An 18,340-nucleotide genomic window follows, 5' to 3' on the forward strand; every position below is an offset into this window, starting at 1 on the left:
TTATTAGACGCGGCGGTCGTCTAGCCTGGATTAGGACGCCGGCCCCCCAAGCCGGAGATCCCGGGTTCAAATCCCGGCCGCCGCATAAACATTTTTAACAGTTTATATTCTCCACCCGGAGGCTAGGATTAGGGCCAGCGCATACAAGGGTCATGCAATTGCCTATTACAACTATTGGAAAGGGTAGGAGACGATATAGGGTTACGCTAACCCGTTATTCTTGAGACAAAGTTTTCGAGAGGTTCACCGCTAGCACTAAGCTTCCCTACAGCTATTTCCCTAAGCTGTTCGTAGGGGTAGGGCTTCCAGTAAATGAGTGTACTGCCACTAAATAGTCTTGTAGGGTCTAAGCTCACATTAGCCGGTGGCTTGATATAGTTGAGGCTATATACTTTTCCATCCTGAACCAGGTATGCCCAGGGACCCCAGACATAGTCGTAGTAGATATGGATACCATCTAACTCGGGTGTGATAAATACTAGGTATTGATACCCTGGTTCTAGCAGTGGAAACGGCGATGCTATATCGCTTATCGTCAACTCTGTTTTACCAGTGGAGTCTCTGGCGATGAAAGCAGGCACCGATAAATCGATTACATTGCTTTCTCTAATCGTAGATATTAGGTTGTCGACGACTCTACTCTGATTCCTAGCTAGCTCGCATATTTCCGGGTTCTTAATACAAACCGTTTCAGGAGGAGGTGTTATAGTATTAACTGGTTTAACGATCACCCGGTCGATCCTAGCATTGTAGACAACATGTGCATAGATGTCGTAGCGGGAGATGTTTTTGATAGATAAAATAGTTATAATAGCTACCCCAACCCCTCTATCTACTGCGTCTCTAAAGGGGTTCTGGGAATCTGCGTAAGGCCATAGTAAATCGAATGTAGCACCAGCTCCTAGAACGCTTTTCGCATACTCGTCTAGAGGGGTAACCATGCTTTCAACCCCTTTCCAACCACTGTATTTTCCTAATTCGACATACCAGGTGGTAGTTGTAGTAGTTGTTGTAGCAGGCGGTGTCGTCGTAGGGGTTAACATGGTTTCAGGCGGAGTCGTTGTAGTTGTCGTAGTCGTGGTCGTAGCAGTAGCGGGTATTATTGTAGTCAGCGTTGTCGCAGGGGTTGTTGGTTCACTGCTCCTAGAGAATAGCGCTTGATTGTATGTTAGAATGAGTGCTGATACAGCAAGTATAGCAAAAAGTGATAGGATTGTAACGGGTTTATTCATTACACCCCCATTTATTTTTTGTAAAATAAACCTTATGAATATTCCGGTGCTTTAAACAAGCATACCCGGCTTCCCTCCAGTACGCATCTAGGCAGTAATGCGAGGAGGTAGAGGAGACCTATTACATCAACCTGGCTAATAGAGGTCTGGTAGCAGACACGTTCACCGGGCTTAAAGTATACCCCCGGAGGCATTAGTCACGGTTCAACATACAGGAGCGTGTACCCTTTCTTGCTAACTCTTTCTACCCGGCTATAGATGCTCCTGGCCTCATTATATATCATGTCTCCTCCTTTAGCTAAAACGAACTGGGCCCATCCGCCTCTATCCAGGTAGTCTACCGCCCCGAGAACTATCTTCTTTACAGTATCCATTCCCGCTGAGAGAGGCGGGTTAGAATATATCGCGTTGAATTTCAAGCCTTTAAAAGGCTCGTAGGAGTCGCCCTGGTAGACTAGGACCCTGTCTTCTACACCGTTTAATCTAGCGTTCAACCTCGATGTCTTAACCGCGAGAGGGTTTACGTCAACCATGTAGACCCTAATATTAGGCTCGGCTTTAGCGATAGAAATACCTATAACACCATACCCGCAGCCGACGTCGAGGACTATCCCCGAGGAAGGGATTTTAATATTCTGCAACAGGAGGTCTGTTCCTTCATCCACCCTCCTACTCGAGAAAAGGCTTGAGTAGGATACGAATTGGAGGGTATGGCCTCTGAAGACGTAGGGGATTAGAACCTTCTCCCCGGGCGCCCCCTTCTTATAATAGTGTGCCAAATCGTCTAACCCTTCTTCCAAGCCTGCGGGTAAACACCTGTAGGCATGTACACCCTTTTTGTCTTAACCACTATTCCTTTGCTCATACCCTTGATCTCTTCTGACGAGAACTGGGAGACTCCTAATGCTACTAGCTCCCCTTTTAATGTGAAGAGGGCTACCGTAGAACCCTTCTGTATATCACTAGTTATCCTAGCTACTCCTGGCGCGGCTAGGTTCGCGCCGTGGGCTATCGCGTCAACAGCAGTATCAAGTATCATAATCTTCGGTAAATGCACCACAGATACTTCAACTGGCTGGACAACCCTCCTAAGAAGCCTCTCGTCGCCTTTCTCCTTCCACAAGGTTACTGCTTCAAGAACCTCTTGCATCGTGAACAATGTCTCGTCTTCTCTGAAGGGCCCTGTCCGAGTCCTCCTCAACTCCCTCATATGGGCTCCGACCCCTAGCATTAGCCCTATGTCGTGGGCTAGCTTCCTCATGTAGGTACCGGGGTCTGAGAGCACGCGGATTAACGCGTACCTTCCCCTTAGCTCAAGCAGTTCTAGCTCGTATATCTTCTTAGTCCTAAGAGAGCGTTTAACGCTAGACCTTAGGGGAGGCCTCTGGTATATCTCCCCCCTGAAGTACTCGATAACCTTCCCAAGCCTATCGCTATCTACATCGGCGTGTAACTGTAACACCATCACGTATTCTTTAACAGTATGAATGACATTCCCAATCACCTTGGTAGCATTCTCTAAACCTACCGGCAGGACACCTGTGACCTTGGGGTATCCCCGCCCCTAGAGGGGCTCTAGGGTACCCCCGTGCCCTGCCTTGCTTAGACCGAATATCTTCTTAATCCATGCTACCACCTCGTGGCTTGTAGGCCCCGGTGGCTTATCCAGGTTTATAACGCCGTTGACAATATGCTCTCTAATAGGCCTCTCGTATGGTAGCCTTCCGTAGTCGGGTGATGTATCGGCTTCTCTAACTACTATCCAGTCGTTTCTATAGCCTGCTCTAGCCGTTATATGGTCTAGGAATAAAACCCCTTTCTCGACAATACCCATAAGGACACCTGTTAAAGGTGCTAGCTAGTATCTAATATAGTGTAAAACAGTGTAAAAATAATGCTTCTAGATGGTGCGAGAGTCTAGACTGGTTTCAGAGTAGGTTTAACCCTTTCCCTCATGAAATCGGTTAATCCTGCTTCGGCAATAGCTTTGAGGACTTCTTCGTCGCTAGCCCCTCTCTGAATAGAGATCTTCTTGTCTAGAGGTTCTATGTGTTTTATATTCACTCTCCTCCTCTTAACGCCGGTCAGGCTCTTAGGCCCTGTTACTAGCACAAAGGTATCGTCTATAATATCTACTATAACACACTTCCTACCTGCTTCTCTACCAGCTACTTTAACACACACCCTTCCAATTTCTATAGCAGGCATAACCAACCCCTCTTATTGAATACGGGTTTTACGCGTTTTTAAAAACTTGTCTATACTCGATTTAATAACCAAGAAAGTCTCTTCTACGCTGAGGTTAGAAGAATCTATCACTAGGTCGAATATTGAGAGGTCTGTTACGTCGATCCCGTAGAATTCGAAAAACCTCTTCTTCTGTATACTCTCTCTTACAATTGTTTCCCTCAGGGCTTCTTCATAGGGTTTGTTATCTCTAGCAGCTATCCTGCTTACGCGTACGTGGAGGGGGGCTGTTATATATATTCTGAAATCGACGAGGTCGCTAGCGATCCAGGCTGTTAGATGTCCGTCTAACACTATATTGTCTTCGAGAGAGAGGTGGTACGTCTTCTTATCTATCTCTATATCGATAGAGGGGTCTTTTAACGCGATATACGATAATTCTTCTATAGAAACTCCTCTCCTCTTAGCTATCTCTCTGAATATGCTCCCGGCAGAGTAGTAGACTAGAGAGTATTCTTCAGCTATCTTCCTAGCCTGGGTAGTCTTACCGCTACCAGGCGGTCCGCTTACAGCGATCCTAACCAATAGCTAGCACCCGGGTGTGTAACTCTAGGAACTATGTTCGTGGAATAAAACCGGTTTAAGATGTTGCAGACGATGCCATTGCTCTAACAGATTTTCTCAAGAGCCTGGCTAGGCAACTAGGGCAGATGACGCCGCCGTATATCCTCTCAGGCCTCTTCTCAGTCTTAGCTAGCTTCCTAAGCTGGCTGGGCCTGAGCCTTGGGACTCCGTTGAGGGGTCTGCCGCATATAGCGCACCGGGCTGGCGAAGGCCTCCGCTTCTCGTAGTGTATCTTGATTTCTCCTCCAGGAGTTCTTACAATAACCCTCCTCCAGCTCCTAGTTCTGTACATAGGCCTCGGCATTGAAGCAACCCTCTGGAAGCATCTGTGTAATCATGATGATTACCTCCCAGCTTTATAAATACTACTACTCTCTGCCTAGCAACCTCTTCAGCCACGGGTATCCTTCAACAGCCCTCTCGTATGCTATAAGCATATAGTATTGCTGGACTATGCCGATAGCTAGCAACAAGCCCATCCCACCCCCGTAGACTCCTAAGATGTCGGAGATCGCTGCTATTAAACCAACTATTATACTGGATAAGACGGTTAGAGGTGGTATATACCTCTCTAGGACTTTCTCCAATATCTTGGGATTCCTCCTAAGGCCTGGTACTTCAAGACCGCTATCTACGATCTGCTGTGCTTGCGAAGCCGGGTTCAACCCTGAAACCTCGACCCACATATAGCCGAATACTATAGAGAGGCCTATGAGAGTTATAGCGTATACAACTGTTTTAACAGGGTCTGCGTAAGCACTGTATACCCCGAGAGGAGAGTTCAAATAGTAGGCTAAGCCCCCGACTAGGTTACCGTTCTGGTCATATGTAGCCAACGTATCTACAAGCCACCGTGGTATAACGCCTCCGCCATAAGTCCTAAACAATGACGCGAAAACAAGTATGTCAGCGTATAATATCCCTACGAAGAGAACTGGGATGTTGGAAACATAGAGGAACTGTAGCGGGATTCTAGATTTAATAGACTGAAGCCTAGGCATGGTTATCGGGATATTTACCTTCATACCGCTCAGGTATATTATTAGGATCGCTACCACAATAGTCGCTACAAGCCCGACTAAATCCCTGCCACCAGGCCTGATGAAGATGCTTGATAGGCTGCCCCTGGTATTCAGCACCTGGATAATATAGGGTATGAGCCCTATAGCCGTACCGTTGATTACCACAGGGCTGAAGATATTCCAGAATATAATAGTAGCTACCCCCGCTAGTATAAATAGGCTAACCCCCGAGCCAATCCCCCACCCCTTCTGGATCATCTCGTCTAATAGTATAGCGATATATGCGCCGGCGAAAATCTCCAAGCCTACGATAACCCTGGTCAGCCACGAGGCAGAGCACATTGTAAACGGGTTTGGCCCTGTAACAACCCAGTACCTACAGGCAAGCGAGTACATTGCTGCTTCGAAAGCTGCGAGTATGATAGCCAGGGTCTTCTGGGCTGCTGTAAACTTCTTCCTGTCATCAGGGTCTGTTAAGTCCAAGTCGATTAGTTTAGCGCCTACAAGGATCTGCATTATCAAGCCTGCTGTAACAATAGGGCCTATCCCAAGCTCCATCAACGTACCTCTGTTAGAAGCGAAAATAACCTGTATCAACAGTATCTGTTGCTGCGTAGCCGGCTGGATAGGTATACCGTATAGAGGAGTGTTCGCTAGGAGCAGGTATACTACTAGTGCCATAGCAGTCCAGAACAGCCTCTCATAGAGAGAAGGCTTCCTATCCGGCTTCTTAGCAGTCGGCATGTAATCAGCGATCCTAGCCATTACGTCTAGAGCGCCCACTCTAGCCCACCAGTTCTAGCTCCAAGCAGTACTCTCTTGATAAAATATAATGTATCTTATTAAAGCTTAACCAGAGAAAATCGTATGCTATTGTTTTAAAACTTCCACTACTCCACCGGCTTCCTCAATCTTCTTCTTAGCAGCCTCGGTGATATACTCTGTTATAACCTTGAGCCTCTTTGTTACACGTCCTTTCCCGGTTACTTTGTTAAAGCCTAGGCTCCTCACATCTATGACTACCAGGCCCCCCTCCACGCTAGCCTTGCCTTCTCTCACTAGTTTATCAGCAGCCTCGTCTAAGACTCCTACATTAACCTCTCTTATCTTGCCTGTCACACTAGTCGGGTTTGTGAAACCATGCTTACCATACCAGTTAGGCGCGTACTTCAGCATCCATATCCACTTATGTTTATGCATACCTACTGCTCCGAAACCACCTCTGCTACCGCTCTTCCTATGCTGACCAACCCTACCCCACCCCATAGTACGCGTCCTACCCCTTAGCTTCCTGCTCTTCTTCCTCTTCCTGACAACCATGAAACCACCCTATAGCATCCTTTTAATCAAATCATTAATAGCCTTACCACGATAACCTAGTTCACCGTGATCTCCAACAGGTCTTTTAATACTTCCTTTAAAACCTCCTCTAGGAGGGTGTAGGCGGAAAACTGGTTTAATCAGCTCCTGCTTGTGTAGGATTACCTCCCCAGACATTATTTTCTCAGCTAGCTCCCTGAAACTATTCACGTTGAAATACTTCTTCAACAAATCATTATCGAGCTTTACGTTTCCGACAGCCCTACTCCTCTTCTCGAGTAGTAGGGCAAGGGTCTCGAGATCTATCTCCCCCCATGTAACCCAGTCTTTAACCTTCTTTAACATACCTTCTAGACCTGGCAGATCCTTCGGGTATATGACTAGATTGAATTTCCTCCTCAGCCTCAACAGGTTTAAAGTATATTCGACATCAGGCGGTGTATCAGGTATGCCTCTCAGCCTTATTATAGCGTATAGCTCGGGCATTTAAATACACCCTAGCCCCTCAGCCAGTCTAGTGGTGTAACAAATCTATACGTATTCCTTAGAGCATCCCACGTGGCTTTAGCAAAGTTGATAGAAGACCTTGTCTCACCGAATGTCTCTGTCCAAGCGTCCCTGATCCCAGCCATCCTCAGCACTATCTTAGCGATCTCACCAGCTACTAAGCCAGTGCCTTTTGGGGCAGGCTTTATAACTATCCTGACGCTACCGCTCTTCCCGACTACTGTGAAAGGTACGCTATGGGGCTCGCTACACCTGCACTCCCAGCTGCCACAACCTCTCCTAACAGGTATTATATTAAGCTTGGCGTCTCGTAGAGCTTTATTCAATGCTTCAACATACTGTTTCGCTTTACCAACCCCGATCCCAACGAAACCATCTTCGTTTCCTACGACTACTACAACCCTGAACCTCGTCCTCCTCCCTGCGTCTGTCATCTTCTGGACAAGAGTTGCATCTATCCTCTCGTATTTTAGATTTGGCAAAAGGTAATCTACGATCTCCGGCTCGAGTAACGGGAGGTTCTTGTCGAATATCTCCTTGAGCGAGGTTATCTTACCTTCTAAAACCATCTTCCCTACTCTTGTCCTAGGAACCCATTTCTCTAGAGCACTTTTATCGACAGCACTCATACTCATCTCACCCACCTCCATAATCCAATAGTATCTTCTTCTTCACCTCATCGAAGTGAGCAGGTAGCTCCTCAGGGTTCAAACCCCTACTTAGATACCTAGAGAAATACCTTTCTACGAGACCCTTCTCTCTAAGCATCTTAGACCAGATAGCTATATGCACCCCCCTAATCCTATCCTCGCTCGGGAACATTTCTTCGCCGACAGGGATTTTTAAACCCGCATCAATCCCTCCTTTAGCCACCGCGAAAACTATTCCGCCTCTAGTCGGGCGGTGTAAGCCTATGTCTAGTATTGCCTCCCTAACCCCTTTCTGGAGGGCTCGTAGCCCGGCTAGCAAACCCGTTAGATACGCTGCCGGAGTGTTCGCCGTCCCTCCCTTCCACCCGTATTTCTTAACAAGCTCGTTCGAGTGTGCTGCTGCTACTACGATATCTCCCTGCGGTTTAGCAATTACGACCTGAGCCCATATATAGTTTAGGGTTTTCCTTACTACAAACCTCGGCTTACCCGAGAGTATCATCTTATACCTCTTATAGTAATTGGTTTTACCCTCCCTTCTCCTCCTCCTAGGAACTTTATACTTCGGGCCTCTAGCCATATCCACCGCCTATTTCTTCAGTATACCTTGTTCTACAAGGTATGTTCTAAGAGTGTTAAACGATTTGAAATACCCTCCTTTAGCAAGCCTATAAAGCCTCCTATAAGTCTTGCGATCAATGATCTTGTGATCCCTCAGGTACCTCAGGTACTTTCTGATCTTCCTAATCCTGTTCATCCACTGCTCTTTCCTATCTAGCCTCGCGTTCTTCCTACCCTTCCTCTTCCCCATCCCCCTCCTTCTACCTTTCTTCCTCTGCTCTCTCCTGACTTTACTACTGTAACCAGTATTCCCGTGGACAGGCTCGACATATATAGCCCCTTCCTTGATAAGCCTCCTGATCCCTTCTCTCGTAATAGCGTCTTCTACATCGCTGATTCTCGAAGGGTCTATCCTTATCCTTGATACACCCACCCCTAGGACCTCGGCAGCCAACCTCTTCTGAAGGCTTAAATCACTCATGAAAATCACCTTGCTTCTAGAGGCGGGTTAGCTACTTTAAACCCTTTCGCAACAGCCTCCTTGTATATCTCAATCTTCTTTCTAAGACCTGTTGTACTACTTATATATATTATGTTCTTCGAAGGGTCTAATCTCGAGAGTTCGTCAATTGTCGATACGACAACAGGTAGGAGCCCTGAGGGATGGTAGTTTCTTACTTCGGCAGGACCTCCGTAGCCTACTGATACCATTGGCGGATATCCTTTCAGCTTCCTCCGCACCTTGTTATCGATCCCTTTAGGCCTACGCCACTTAGGGTCGTTCTCGAACTTAGGCTTCTTCCACCACAGATATCTGAGGAACTCCGGCTTTTTCTGTTTAATCTTCTTCCTGAGCTCTAGCAAACGGTCGATGTCATCTCTCAATGCCGACACCTCTCTCGTAGATGTATATACCGTCAACAAAAATCCTCCTATCTAGTTCACGGATCTTTGTAGCCCTCTCGATATTCGCAGCTGTCTGGCCTACGGCCTCAATATCTATTCCGGTTACTATTATGTCTTCTCCTACTACTTTTACTTTCACATTCTTCCCATGGATCCTAGCTATCCTATCAGCTTTCTCGCCGAGGAAGTTCTTTATCCTAACTATACCGTTTTTCTCATCCACCTGTACAGTAATCGGGAAGTGGGAGTAGATTATCTTAAGCTTGTATGTGAAGCCTTTAGTCACACCTGTAATCATGTTTTCAATATGAGCTGCTATCGTACCGATAAGCGCTTTCTTCTTCCTATCAACCCTATACCCTTCGACAACGACTCTACCGCTCTCCTGTCTTATTATAACTCCTATGGCGTGGCTGAAATCCCGTTCGATTTCTCCAAGTGGGCCTTTTACTCTGACCTTCAATCCATCTACTTCTACGCTAACGTTCTCGGGGATTGGGACTTCAACATTATAATAAACATGCTTAGGCATGGTACCAGCCCCTAGTAGACGTAGGCTAGTAGGACTCCGCCTAAGTGTTTCTCGACGGCTTCCTTATGGCTCATAACCCCTTGTGGAGTACTTACTATCAATATCCCTATATTGTAGGCCGGGAGATACTTCTTCAGCCAATCGGGGAATTCTACTAAGTCACGGTATTTCACGCTATACCTAGGTTTTATAACACCTATCTTATTGATTCTACCTAGTAGCTGGACTTTAATCTTGCCCCATCTACCGTCGTCAATATACTCGAATTCGCCTATGTAACCTTCTCTCTGGAGTACTTTAAGAACGTTCAGTATCAGTTTAGACGCTGGCATTATAAGTACCTCGCTCTTAGCTCTCATCGAAGCATTCTGTATTGCTGCTAACGCGTTTGCAAGTGTGTCGTTCATAACCATTAAACACCACCCATCTCATAAGACATTCTTAGTGTTCTTTTAACCATATTTCCTAAACCCTATAGAGTAAGCGAGTTCTCTAAAGCATTGACGGCACAAGTATAATCCGTATGCTTGTATAACAGCATCCCTAGACCCGCATCTCTGGCATTTCCTACTCCCTTTACCATACTTCCTGTCTTTCGGAGGCCTGTACTTGCCCATTACACCACCTACTCTTGAACTATCTCGACTCCTAGCTCTTTCCTCAAGAGTAGCATAGCCTCTTCTCTCGTAACCCTATGCCTCCTCGGGATCCTCCCTCTAGCCCTCCTCCTTCTCATAACCCTATAGCCAGGTCTCTCGATAGTTATACATACATCCATTCCGAAAATACCAACCTCGGGATCGTATTTAACACCGGGTATGTGGATATGCTCTTTGACTCCGAAGCATACATTACCGTACTCGTCGAAGCTAGAGGCTTTCAGCCTATACCCTACTGCTTCAAGCGCTTTCCTCAGGAAATTAATGGCTTTCTCCCCGCGGAGTGTAACTATAGCGGCTATATTCTCCCCTTTCTTGATCCCGAAGTCTCTAATAGTCTTCTTAGCCCTCCTGGGGACGGGTTTAGCACCTGTAAGCTCCTCGAGTACTTTCATCGCTTTACTAAGCCTCTCGGTAGCCGAGCCTACAGCGATATTAACCGTTACTTTAACTATCCTGGGTTTAAGCATTGGATTACTATTCCATTTTTCTAAAATCTTTTCTTCGTTTACCAAACTCATTTCCACGCACCCTCGGGTAGAGTTATCAAGGGCTTGTCTCTCCCTATTGGGAAAACATAGTTGAGGCTCGTCTGGAATAGGTTCCCGTTCTTATCTTCTACCACAGCAATACTCCTCTTCACACCCATACCCCTGTGAATCTTCTTCACTAACCCAACCCTACCGGCATTCCTACCGCCCGATATTATGACCAGGGTGCTCTCCTCCCTGAGAGGGATGTAATCCATTATTTTATTATCTCCCAGCGAGAGCTGGATAGTCCCCAGGGTTTCATAAATGTCTTCGACTGGGTTACTGGGGTCGCTCACTCTTATCAATACGTTCCTACCGTCGTGTAGATTAAGCTGGATATGCCCTCCTTTCACGGTAGTCTTATTCTCGATCCTGCAGAGTTTGAAACCTGCTTCTTCCTTACTGATCTTAACGAAACCTATTACTTTAGTTGGCACAGGTAGAACCCTATAGTACTCGTCTGTAGGGATTATGTGTAACACGTCCATGAAACCTACTGGGAACTTATAGTCTCGTATAATACGTCCGTCTATTTCGAAATTACCTTCAGATATCAGCTTCCTAGCCTCCCTGCCTGTCTCAGCGTATTTGAAAACGTCTCTGACTACTATCAACAGTGGGAGCGAGTACTCGATCGGATGGGGACCGGGCGAAGGCTTCACAGTCCATTTATGCTTTTTCCTTAAAATAGGCCAGTAATAGGGTGCTGCAAGAGCTTTCAAATGCCTAGATCCCGCCATCGTCAACCACCATGCTTCCTTCTCTCGATGATCTTCAGCCTATACTTATCGCTTAGATCGAGCTTGGTAATCATAACTTTGCTAGGGTGGATAGGGTAGTATACTAGAGTACCATCTGATTTCTTGAGCTGCACTCCTTCAACAAATATCCTAACTCTCTTCAGGTCTACATCCACAACTTTCCCTTCATGACCTTTCCAATCCCCTCTCATTATCTTAACCGTATCTCCTTTACGAACCGGTAGTCTTTTAACACCGTACTTCTCTACTAGCTCGTCACTAAGCTTCGCTGTGAGAAGTTTATGCCTTAGGTGGAGTGGTAGATTGAATAGAGCCTTACGTTGTTTAGAAGGCTTCTTAGACCGGGTTAAAGCCATGTTATCAACCTTACACGATCATAGTTGCTAGGTTAGCTATCTGAGGCCATCTCTCAGCAGCTTCTCTCGCAATAGGCCCTCTTATCTCGCTGCCCTTTGGTGTTCCTTCAGGAGTTAGTAGGACTACGGCATTGTCTTCGAAAGCTACCCACATACCGTTAGGTCTTCTATAAGGCCTCTTCTGCCTTACTATAATAGCTTTGAAAATCTGTTTCCTAACGCTAGGAGCACCCTTCTTAACTGTTACAACTACTAGATCCCCTACTCCTGCTGGAGGAACTCTCCTCAATCTACCTTTGTAGCCTGGGACGCCTATTATCATAGCTTCCTTAGCGCCGCTGTTATCCGTGACTACAACCCTAGACCCGACTTGGAGACCAGTGTTAATCCTCCTCCTCGAGAAAGCAGGTTTTCCTGCAACAGCTCTCTTAGCTCCCACTACCCCCCACCCCGTTTAACAACGCCTAGGACGACAAAAGAAACGCTCTTAGCCAAAGGCCTTGTCTCGCCTATAATTACGACATCGCCTTCTCTAACCTTTATACACGGAGGTAGATGAGCGTGAATATGCTTATGCCTCCTCTCATACCTCTTGTATTTAGGGACATAGAATAAGTAGTCGTGCCTGACTACAACAGTCCTCTGCATCTTAGCGCTTTTAACAACACCTGTTAGGATAACCCCGCGTACCTTGACATGCCCGTGCCAGGGGCATTTAGGGTCGTTACACGTCTCACTCGGAGGCTCTATGCCTTTAATACCGATATCCCTGACTTTCACTTTCGACATACTACTTTCTCACCAGCCTCTTAAGCCTTTCAGCTGGTCTACCTAAAATCAAATCCCCCTTTATAATCGCTTTCTCCCCGCTGGGGAGTATAAATTCGAATACTCCATTACTCTTAAAAACCCTAACCCTCTTCTTGCCCACGGTTTCAATAACCAGGGTTTTCAAAGTCTCGTCTACAACCCTCCCTTCTAGACCAGTCATTTTCATATCAGTATAGGATAGTAGGCGTACCTTAAGCCCTATTAGCTCATGGTATACTAGGTTACTGCTTGTTACCTTCACTAGGGCTCTCGCCTCCGGCTTCTACTTTCTTCTCTTCTTCTAGAACAGCCTTCTTAGAAGCCAGTGTTTCTTCACGTATAACGGTCAGTATCCTAGCGATATCTCTCTTTATATTCCTTATCCTACTCGTATTCGTAAGCGTCCCGATCCTAGACTGCATCCTAAGCTTCATCAACTCTAGCCTTAGCTCTGTAAGCTTCCTAACCCTCTCCTCGGGAGGCATTTTTCTTATTTCATCCGCTTTCATTTCCAGCACCCGCTACCTGCTGGGATCCTTCTACGGCCCCATACTCTTGAACAAGGCTCTGTATCTCCTCAGGCTTCAACTGTTTAAACTCTACTTGGTCTGGTAGAGGTATAGAGGGTTTGACAATAATTACTTCTACACCGTATATACCCGGCTTTAGCAATGTTTTCGCAACAGCTCTATCAACTATATAATCGACTATCTCCCCAGCCTTATAGATCTTCCCGGTTCTAAGCTTCTCGTACGTAGCCCTCTCACCCCTCAGCTTACCGCTTATAACTATCTCTGCCCCCAGGGCCCCAGCATCCATTATCCTCTTCAACATAGCCATGATAACCCTCCTGTAGGGTATCTCTTTCTCCAGAGCCCTCACAATCCTGTAGGCTACAACCCTTGCGTTTAAGTCAGGGTCTGTTACAGGAGATACTGTTATACTAACGTTTTCTAGACCGAACCTAGTCTGGAGTATAGCTGTAAGCTTCCTTATGACAGAGCCTCCGCGGCCGATTATCCTACCAGGGTATTCGGCGTATATCACAACCCTGTGACCTGTAGGGGTCTTGTAGAGTTCTACACCAGCATAGCCAGCGTCTATGAAGTAACTGGCTAGAAACTGGTCTATCATTGTCTTCTTCAGGCCGAGGCTTATAAAATACTGTTTAACCCTTGGGCCTACCATAATCAACCAACCTCTTTAACAATTACTTCTACATTAGTCATCCTACGGAACTTAGGCGTAGCCCTCCCGAATGCACGGGGCATGTATCTTTTTAAAGTCACTCCTTTATGGGCTGCGATATGGATTATCACTAGTCTGTCAGCGTCTAAACCCTTATTCTCAGCATTCGCCTCGACATTCCTTAGTAGTTCGAGGAGGTATCTCGCTGCTTTAACAGGATATCTTCCAGCAGGCCACCCGTATTTATCTGCCAAACCCCTCTTATGACTTACTTTGCCATGATATCTCCTGAAGGGAATAGGCTCCTTCAGTTTAATCACGTTTTCTAATAATTCAATGGCTTTCTTCAGTTTCATACCTCTTAATACAGCGGTTACTTCACGCATGTATTTTATCGATACCGGTATATCGTATCTAACCGCTTTAGCGATCTTCGACTCATCCCTTAACTGGACCGAGTAATGCCATGTAGGCATATAAACACCTCTAAGTCTTCAATGCTACAAACATACTGCTCCTTGTAGCCTTTAACCCCGGCTCTCCGTGTACAACTTTCTTCGTAGTAGGGCTGAACTCGCCTAGGTAGTGACCTATCATCTCTGGCGTTATTTTCACAGGGACGAATTCCTTACCATTGTACACAGCAATAGTAAGCCCGACCATCTCAGGTAGGATTATCATATCCCTGACATGGGTTTTTATAACGGTTTTCTTAGCAAGATCCGGGTTCTGCCTTATCTTCCTTATTTTAGCCAGCAACCTGATCTGTGCCTTAGTGAAACCTCTCTTGAGACTCCTCCTTGCTCTAGCCGGGAGTAATTCTATCAACTCATCCATAGGCATCGAAAGCAGTTCTTCGAGACTCCTACCTCTATATCTAAACTTCCTCCACTCTGGCGGCAACTCCTTTAGGTCTAGTGCCAATCTAATACACCTGTAAGCATCCTAATCAGGGATCCCTAAGCCTATATTTTAATATTTAACCTCCTTTTAAGCAAGATAGGTATCTTGCTAGGGTTTTTAACTATTAGTACATCGCATCCAATACTCTCCATCTTCTTCAAAACCTTACTATTGTGCCTTGGAGGCGCTATGACGATAACCCGTATCCCTTTATCGATAAGTCTAGAAGCTTCCACCCAGGGCTCAACGTCTTCTACCGTCTGCTGCAGGTCGGATACTAAGACAACTATCCTACCAGTAGATAGGAACCTCGAGGCTCTGAGAGCTTTGCTTATATTCGTATAGCCTCTAAACCTTAGATTATACACTCTATTCAGGAACCTGTAGACGACTATCTCTGTCTTCCTCGCAGGCGGTTTTATCATTTCTACCTCGTCCCAGAACAGTACTATTTTATCCACGAATCCGATCATGCTTGCTAGAGCTATCAGTGTCCAAATACTGTACCTTAACATGCTACCGCTTACATCAATCAACGCCGTAATATTCCTCTTCCTAGGAATATTCCTGAATACCAGCCTATAGTTGAGCCTTATTAGATTATACAGGCTAGACCGTAGATCCAGCCTACCCGAAGACGCTCTCCTCCTTCTACCCCTGATTCTAACGCCTTTCCTAACCTCATCGAATACTCTTACGCCTAAAACCAGGGCCTTCCTAATATCTTCATAGTTTAATACGCCCGCCCCATACTCATCTCGTACTATCATAGAGATCAGCTCTATCGTATCATCAGGGTATAGCCTCGAGACCGAGTAGAGGAGCTTCTTCTGGTCGTCTCCTAAGATACTATAGAGTAGGATCCTCAAACGCTCCTCTAGATGCCCGGGGTTGACCCTGCTAGCGTAGTATAACGCTAGATCCTTCTCAGCACTCTTACCGGTAGCCAGGTAGGTTAAGTAATGTTTTATAGATGCCCCTAGGTATGCTTTACTCTTTGCTACTTCGCTAATCTTCTCCGGGTTTGGTAGTACAGCCATGGATATAGGGTTTAGGAAATCCAGGTAGCCTGGATTACTTTTGTAAAGCATTGATACAAGCTTCCACCTTAGGTTTAAAGGGTAGTCTTCTATCTTCGAAGCAATAACCTCGGGGCTACGTCCGCTCTCCTGTATTCTGCCGAATACCTCGGAAAGCATATTCTTATGAGATATTGTTTTTCCAGCTTTATACAGACCGTTACTCGCAATACTAGAGTCTTTGGTCATCCTATTAAGGTATTCTTCTTTCAGCCTACTATCTATTATCTTATTCTTACCATAGTACGTCTCGATAGCTGATATAAGCAAGCTCTCATCTATAGACTTGAGGAATTCCTCGGTTAGAATATAGGGCCAGAGCCTGCTCGGGACTTCTTTCAAGAACTTGATTACATCGCTAGGGTAGATAGGCCTATTACTCTTAATAGCCCTATTCAGAGCCTTCGTATTTACATCGAGCCTCCCACGACTACCCCTATGTAGAACACCGTGAGCCCTAAGCCATACGTATGAAAATACCCTGTCCCTTATGCTCTCACTACTCAGTAGGTCTCTCAACACGATTTGTTTCCTACCGTTAAGGGCTTCTCTAATCTTCTTTACATCAGGCGTATAGCTCCATTCAGTGTACTTTTCTTTCACCTCTGGTTTCCCGGTATAGATTTTGTATAGTTCCTGGATAACTTGCTTCTTAAAGTCTTCACTTTCGTAAGGGAGTAGTTCTAGAGTGAGCCTTAGCTTAACCAAGTCTACTACTTCCCTAGTCGAGAGCTTGGGCCCGTTCTTGATCCTCTCGAATACCTCTGCTAGAATCTTCTCCTCTAGATCCCTAATTTCTCCTACGTACCTGGAGTAGTTCATTAACCAACTCCTCGTCTTCAGGGTTTTTGTATAATACTACTCTACCCGCGTCGGCGAGTTCTTCGAGAGAAGCTCTCTCTTTACCCCTTATATCAGCTAGTAGAGAAGCCAGCGTCATCCACGTCACGCTATCCGAGATACCCGGTTTATACACAGCCTTCTGCCTCAATTTGTTAACTATTGAGATAGCTTCCTCTATTATTTCATCGCTGAGTTTCTTGGCAAGGTCTCCAAGCCTGAGTTTTATGATCTCTATTTCTTCTTCGGCCGTAGGATACTTGAATTCTATTCTAACAACCCTCCTGAGGAATGCGTCACTGAGCTCTCCTTGAGCAATATCGTACGGGTTGCTGGTTATAATTATCTGGAACCCGTCGTCTTTCTGGTAGTAAACTTTCTTCAGCTCTGGTATTATAATCCTCCTTTTATCTATTATATCGAGCAACATATTCTGGAATTCCTCACTACTCCTCCTTATCTCGTCAATTAATACGCCTGTCCCGAGTATCATTGCTGCTAGCAGCGGTCTCGGTATAAAACTCTCCTCGTTGAAGCCCTTGCTCATAGCTATCGCAGGGTGGAAGTCGCCGATGACCCTGTACTCATCATAGTTCTCGCTACACGGTAGGATGAAAGCAGACTTACCGCTCCAGAGGCTTAGGATTGCTTCACCTATCTCGGTTTTCCCCGTACCGGGAGGACCCTCGAATAATACCGGTTTATTATTGAGGAATGCGGCTACAGTAATATATACCACGTGGGGTTTCACGAGTAGTTTGAAATGATTCCTTAAGTATTCTATCATTTCAGCCGGGTTTCTGACAACCGGGTATTTCCTGATCGTTTGCGAATAGATCTCTTTGACTTTTTTAACTATAGGATCCGGTGGTTCGCTATTATCGAAACCCATACCTTATCTAGACCTTACAATAGAAAAACCTGTTAACAGGGTTTATATAACGTTACTTGCCTTTCCTCCTACCTGTTCTCCTAGCTGCTATATGACCGACCTTCCTGCCTGGCGGCGTATTCCTCGCTACTGTCGTAGGCCTGCCTACGTGTCTTCCTCCTCCATGCGGGTGTGAGACAGGATTCATTGCTAGACCGCGTACCTTAGGCCATTTATGGGCTTTAGCCTTCCACTTATAGTATGATGCGCCCGCTTTCATCAACGGTTTCTCAACCCTGCCTCCCCCAGCGATCACTCCTATCATAGCTCTAGCGTTATTCGGTACTTCGATAACCCTACCGCTCGGCAACTGGATCTGTGTTTTATCGCCGCTCCTACCTACTATCACGGCGTACGTACCACCCGCTCTAGCATATTTGCCCCCGTCCCCAGGCGTTTTCTCAATGTTAGCTACCTGAGTACCCTCAGGTATCCTCCCAACCGGGAGTATATTACCGTTCTCGATTTTCGCGTCTGGACCTATCTCGATCACTTGCCCTACATACATCCCTTCTACCGCTGGCACGTAGAATTTCTCACCAGTCTCTAACACTATTTCAGCTAGTGGAACCCACCTACCCGGGTCATGGACTAGGTCAGTAATCTTGCCTTTCAACGTTTTATCCGGAGGTAGCTGGGGGTACCTGGCTGGAGCTACTTTTAAATGGCCTGGATTCCTGAATGTAGGTGAACCTCTCCCCATCCTTTGTGGCAGGATCCTCTTACCCATAGCATGCAC

28 protein-coding genes, 1 tRNA gene and 2 pseudogenes are annotated in these 18,340 nt (G+C 46.1%); 1 reads left to right on the top strand and 30 read right to left on the bottom strand.

The genetic code is table 11. The features are described from left to right. Nucleotides 1-9 precede the first annotated feature (9 nt). A tRNA-Gly gene (locus ACSU1N_RS02460) sits at nt 10-85 on the top strand. Between the two features lie 121 nt (nt 86-206). Here the strand turns inward: ACSU1N_RS02460 and ACSU1N_RS02465 are convergent. The 30 genes and pseudogenes from ACSU1N_RS02465 to ACSU1N_RS02610 all read right to left on the bottom strand — a co-directional run bounded on the left by ACSU1N_RS02465 (nt 207) and on the right by ACSU1N_RS02610 (nt 18,331). After that, a complete protein-coding gene (locus ACSU1N_RS02465) occupies nt 207-1,232 on the bottom strand; it encodes a hypothetical protein (protein ID WP_440060035.1) in 1,026 nt (341 codons plus the stop codon). A gap of 197 nt (nt 1,233-1,429) precedes the next feature. Beyond that, nucleotides 1,430-2,032 carry a class I SAM-dependent methyltransferase gene (locus ACSU1N_RS02470; protein WP_440060036.1) on the bottom strand — a complete coding sequence of 201 codons (603 nt, stop codon included), beginning with the start codon at nt 2,030-2,032 and terminating at the stop codon, nt 1,430-1,432. Further along, nucleotides 2,017-2,772 (bottom strand): annotated as a pseudogene (locus ACSU1N_RS02475) (RNA-guided pseudouridylation complex pseudouridine synthase subunit Cbf5); the annotation flags it as partial. The gene ACSU1N_RS02470 and the pseudogene ACSU1N_RS02475, both read right to left, overlap by 16 nt. 24 nt (nt 2,773-2,796) lie before the next feature. Next, complete coding sequence (locus tag ACSU1N_RS02480) at nt 2,797-3,066, bottom strand: tRNA pseudouridine synthase A (RefSeq protein ID WP_440060037.1); 270 nt, start codon at nt 3,064-3,066, stop codon at nt 2,797-2,799. An 83-nt stretch (nt 3,067-3,149) separates the two neighbouring features. Then, the gene (locus ACSU1N_RS02485) at nt 3,150-3,440 is read right to left on the bottom strand and encodes a 50S ribosomal protein L14e (RefSeq protein ID WP_440060038.1); all 291 of its coding nucleotides are present in this window, start codon (nt 3,438-3,440) and stop codon (nt 3,150-3,152) included. A 12-nt stretch (nt 3,441-3,452) separates the two neighbouring features. Further along, complete coding sequence (cmk, locus tag ACSU1N_RS02490) at nt 3,453-4,004, bottom strand: (d)CMP kinase (RefSeq protein WP_440060039.1); 552 nt, start codon at nt 4,002-4,004, stop codon at nt 3,453-3,455. Nucleotides 4,005-4,059: 55 nt separating this feature from the next. After that, nucleotides 4,060-4,350, bottom strand: a pseudogene (locus ACSU1N_RS02495) (50S ribosomal protein L34e); the annotation flags it as partial. Between the two features lie 61 nt (nt 4,351-4,411). Beyond that, entirely contained in the window at nt 4,412-5,848 is a 1,437-nt protein-coding gene (gene secY, locus ACSU1N_RS02500; protein WP_440060040.1) for a preprotein translocase subunit SecY, read from the bottom strand. A gap of 87 nt (nt 5,849-5,935) precedes the next feature. Then, on the bottom strand, nt 5,936-6,385 hold the full coding sequence (locus ACSU1N_RS02505; RefSeq protein WP_440060041.1) for an uL15 family ribosomal protein: 450 nt from the start codon (nt 6,383-6,385) through the stop codon (nt 5,936-5,938). A 9-nt stretch (nt 6,386-6,394) separates the two neighbouring features. Then, on the bottom strand, nt 6,395-6,871 hold the full coding sequence (locus tag ACSU1N_RS02510) for a 50S ribosomal protein L30 (protein ID WP_440060042.1): 477 nt from the start codon (nt 6,869-6,871) through the stop codon (nt 6,395-6,397). Nucleotides 6,872-6,882: 11 nt separating this feature from the next. Beyond that, nucleotides 6,883-7,527 carry a 30S ribosomal protein S5 gene (locus tag ACSU1N_RS02515; protein ID WP_440060043.1) on the bottom strand — a complete coding sequence of 215 codons (645 nt, stop codon included), beginning with the start codon at nt 7,525-7,527 and terminating at the stop codon, nt 6,883-6,885. A 1-nt stretch (nt 7,528) separates the two neighbouring features. Beyond that, nucleotides 7,529-8,122: a 50S ribosomal protein L18 gene (locus tag ACSU1N_RS02520; protein ID WP_440060044.1), complete on the bottom strand. Its 594-nt coding sequence runs from the start codon at nt 8,120-8,122 to the stop codon at nt 7,529-7,531. Between the two features lie 9 nt (nt 8,123-8,131). Continuing rightward, nucleotides 8,132-8,584, bottom strand: coding sequence for a 50S ribosomal protein L19e (locus tag ACSU1N_RS02525; protein ID WP_440060045.1), 453 nt, complete (start codon nt 8,582-8,584; stop codon nt 8,132-8,134). Between the two features lie 5 nt (nt 8,585-8,589). Continuing rightward, entirely contained in the window at nt 8,590-8,988 is a 399-nt protein-coding gene (locus ACSU1N_RS02530) for a 50S ribosomal protein L32e (protein ID WP_440060046.1), read from the bottom strand. Further along, nucleotides 8,978-9,541, bottom strand: a complete 564-nt coding sequence (locus ACSU1N_RS02535) for a 50S ribosomal protein L6 (protein ID WP_440060047.1) — start codon at nt 9,539-9,541, stop codon at nt 8,978-8,980. The genes ACSU1N_RS02530 and ACSU1N_RS02535 overlap by 11 nt, the downstream gene beginning before the upstream one ends. Before the next feature lie 11 nt (nt 9,542-9,552). Next, nucleotides 9,553-9,954, bottom strand: coding sequence for a 30S ribosomal protein S8 (locus ACSU1N_RS02540; RefSeq protein ID WP_440060048.1), 402 nt, complete (start codon nt 9,952-9,954; stop codon nt 9,553-9,555). A 39-nt stretch (nt 9,955-9,993) separates the two neighbouring features. Beyond that, the gene (locus ACSU1N_RS02545) at nt 9,994-10,158 is read right to left on the bottom strand and encodes a 30S ribosomal protein S14 (RefSeq protein WP_440060049.1); all 165 of its coding nucleotides are present in this window, start codon (nt 10,156-10,158) and stop codon (nt 9,994-9,996) included. Between the two features lie 8 nt (nt 10,159-10,166). Further along, on the bottom strand, nt 10,167-10,721 hold the full coding sequence (locus ACSU1N_RS02550) for a 50S ribosomal protein L5 (protein WP_440060050.1): 555 nt from the start codon (nt 10,719-10,721) through the stop codon (nt 10,167-10,169). Beyond that, complete coding sequence (locus ACSU1N_RS02555; protein ID WP_440060051.1) at nt 10,718-11,473, bottom strand: 30S ribosomal protein S4e; 756 nt, start codon at nt 11,471-11,473, stop codon at nt 10,718-10,720. The genes ACSU1N_RS02550 and ACSU1N_RS02555 overlap by 4 nt, the downstream gene beginning before the upstream one ends. A gap of 2 nt (nt 11,474-11,475) precedes the next feature. Further along, on the bottom strand, nt 11,476-11,850 hold the full coding sequence (gene rplX, locus ACSU1N_RS02560; protein ID WP_440060052.1) for a 50S ribosomal protein L24: 375 nt from the start codon (nt 11,848-11,850) through the stop codon (nt 11,476-11,478). A 10-nt stretch (nt 11,851-11,860) separates the two neighbouring features. Continuing rightward, nucleotides 11,861-12,289, bottom strand: a complete 429-nt coding sequence (locus tag ACSU1N_RS02565; RefSeq protein ID WP_440060053.1) for a 50S ribosomal protein L14 — start codon at nt 12,287-12,289, stop codon at nt 11,861-11,863. Next, on the bottom strand, nt 12,289-12,639 hold the full coding sequence (locus ACSU1N_RS02570; RefSeq protein ID WP_440060054.1) for a 30S ribosomal protein S17: 351 nt from the start codon (nt 12,637-12,639) through the stop codon (nt 12,289-12,291). Before ACSU1N_RS02570 ends, ACSU1N_RS02565 begins: the two co-directional genes overlap by 1 nt. A 1-nt stretch (nt 12,640) precedes the next feature. Further along, the gene (locus ACSU1N_RS02575) at nt 12,641-12,922 is read right to left on the bottom strand and encodes a ribonuclease P protein component 1 (RefSeq protein WP_440060055.1); all 282 of its coding nucleotides are present in this window, start codon (nt 12,920-12,922) and stop codon (nt 12,641-12,643) included. Further along, on the bottom strand, nt 12,903-13,169 hold the full coding sequence (gene rpmC, locus ACSU1N_RS02580) for a 50S ribosomal protein L29 (RefSeq protein ID WP_440060056.1): 267 nt from the start codon (nt 13,167-13,169) through the stop codon (nt 12,903-12,905). The genes ACSU1N_RS02575 and rpmC overlap by 20 nt, the downstream gene beginning before the upstream one ends. After that, nucleotides 13,156-13,848, bottom strand: a complete 693-nt coding sequence (locus tag ACSU1N_RS02585; protein WP_440060057.1) for a 30S ribosomal protein S3 — start codon at nt 13,846-13,848, stop codon at nt 13,156-13,158. The genes rpmC and ACSU1N_RS02585 overlap by 14 nt, the downstream gene beginning before the upstream one ends. A 2-nt stretch (nt 13,849-13,850) precedes the next feature. After that, on the bottom strand, nt 13,851-14,324 hold the full coding sequence (locus tag ACSU1N_RS02590; protein WP_440060058.1) for a 50S ribosomal protein L22: 474 nt from the start codon (nt 14,322-14,324) through the stop codon (nt 13,851-13,853). Nucleotides 14,325-14,334: 10 nt separating this feature from the next. Continuing rightward, complete coding sequence (locus ACSU1N_RS02595) at nt 14,335-14,772, bottom strand: 30S ribosomal protein S19 (protein WP_440060059.1); 438 nt, start codon at nt 14,770-14,772, stop codon at nt 14,335-14,337. 41 nt (nt 14,773-14,813) lie between these two features. Further along, nucleotides 14,814-16,652 carry a VWA domain-containing protein gene (locus ACSU1N_RS02600; RefSeq protein WP_440060060.1) on the bottom strand — a complete coding sequence of 613 codons (1,839 nt, stop codon included), beginning with the start codon at nt 16,650-16,652 and terminating at the stop codon, nt 14,814-14,816. Continuing rightward, complete coding sequence (locus ACSU1N_RS02605; protein ID WP_440060061.1) at nt 16,621-17,562, bottom strand: AAA family ATPase; 942 nt, start codon at nt 17,560-17,562, stop codon at nt 16,621-16,623. The genes ACSU1N_RS02600 and ACSU1N_RS02605 overlap by 32 nt, the downstream gene beginning before the upstream one ends. Before the next feature lie 52 nt (nt 17,563-17,614). After that, nucleotides 17,615-18,331 (bottom strand): 50S ribosomal protein L2, encoded by a 717-nt coding sequence (locus ACSU1N_RS02610; RefSeq protein ID WP_440060062.1) that lies wholly within the window; start codon nt 18,329-18,331, stop codon nt 17,615-17,617. Nucleotides 18,332-18,340: the final 9 nt, after the last annotated feature.

Source organism: Thermogladius sp. 4427co (assembly GCF_051933805.1).
Classification (GTDB): Archaea; Thermoproteota; Thermoprotei_A; order Sulfolobales; family Desulfurococcaceae; genus Thermogladius.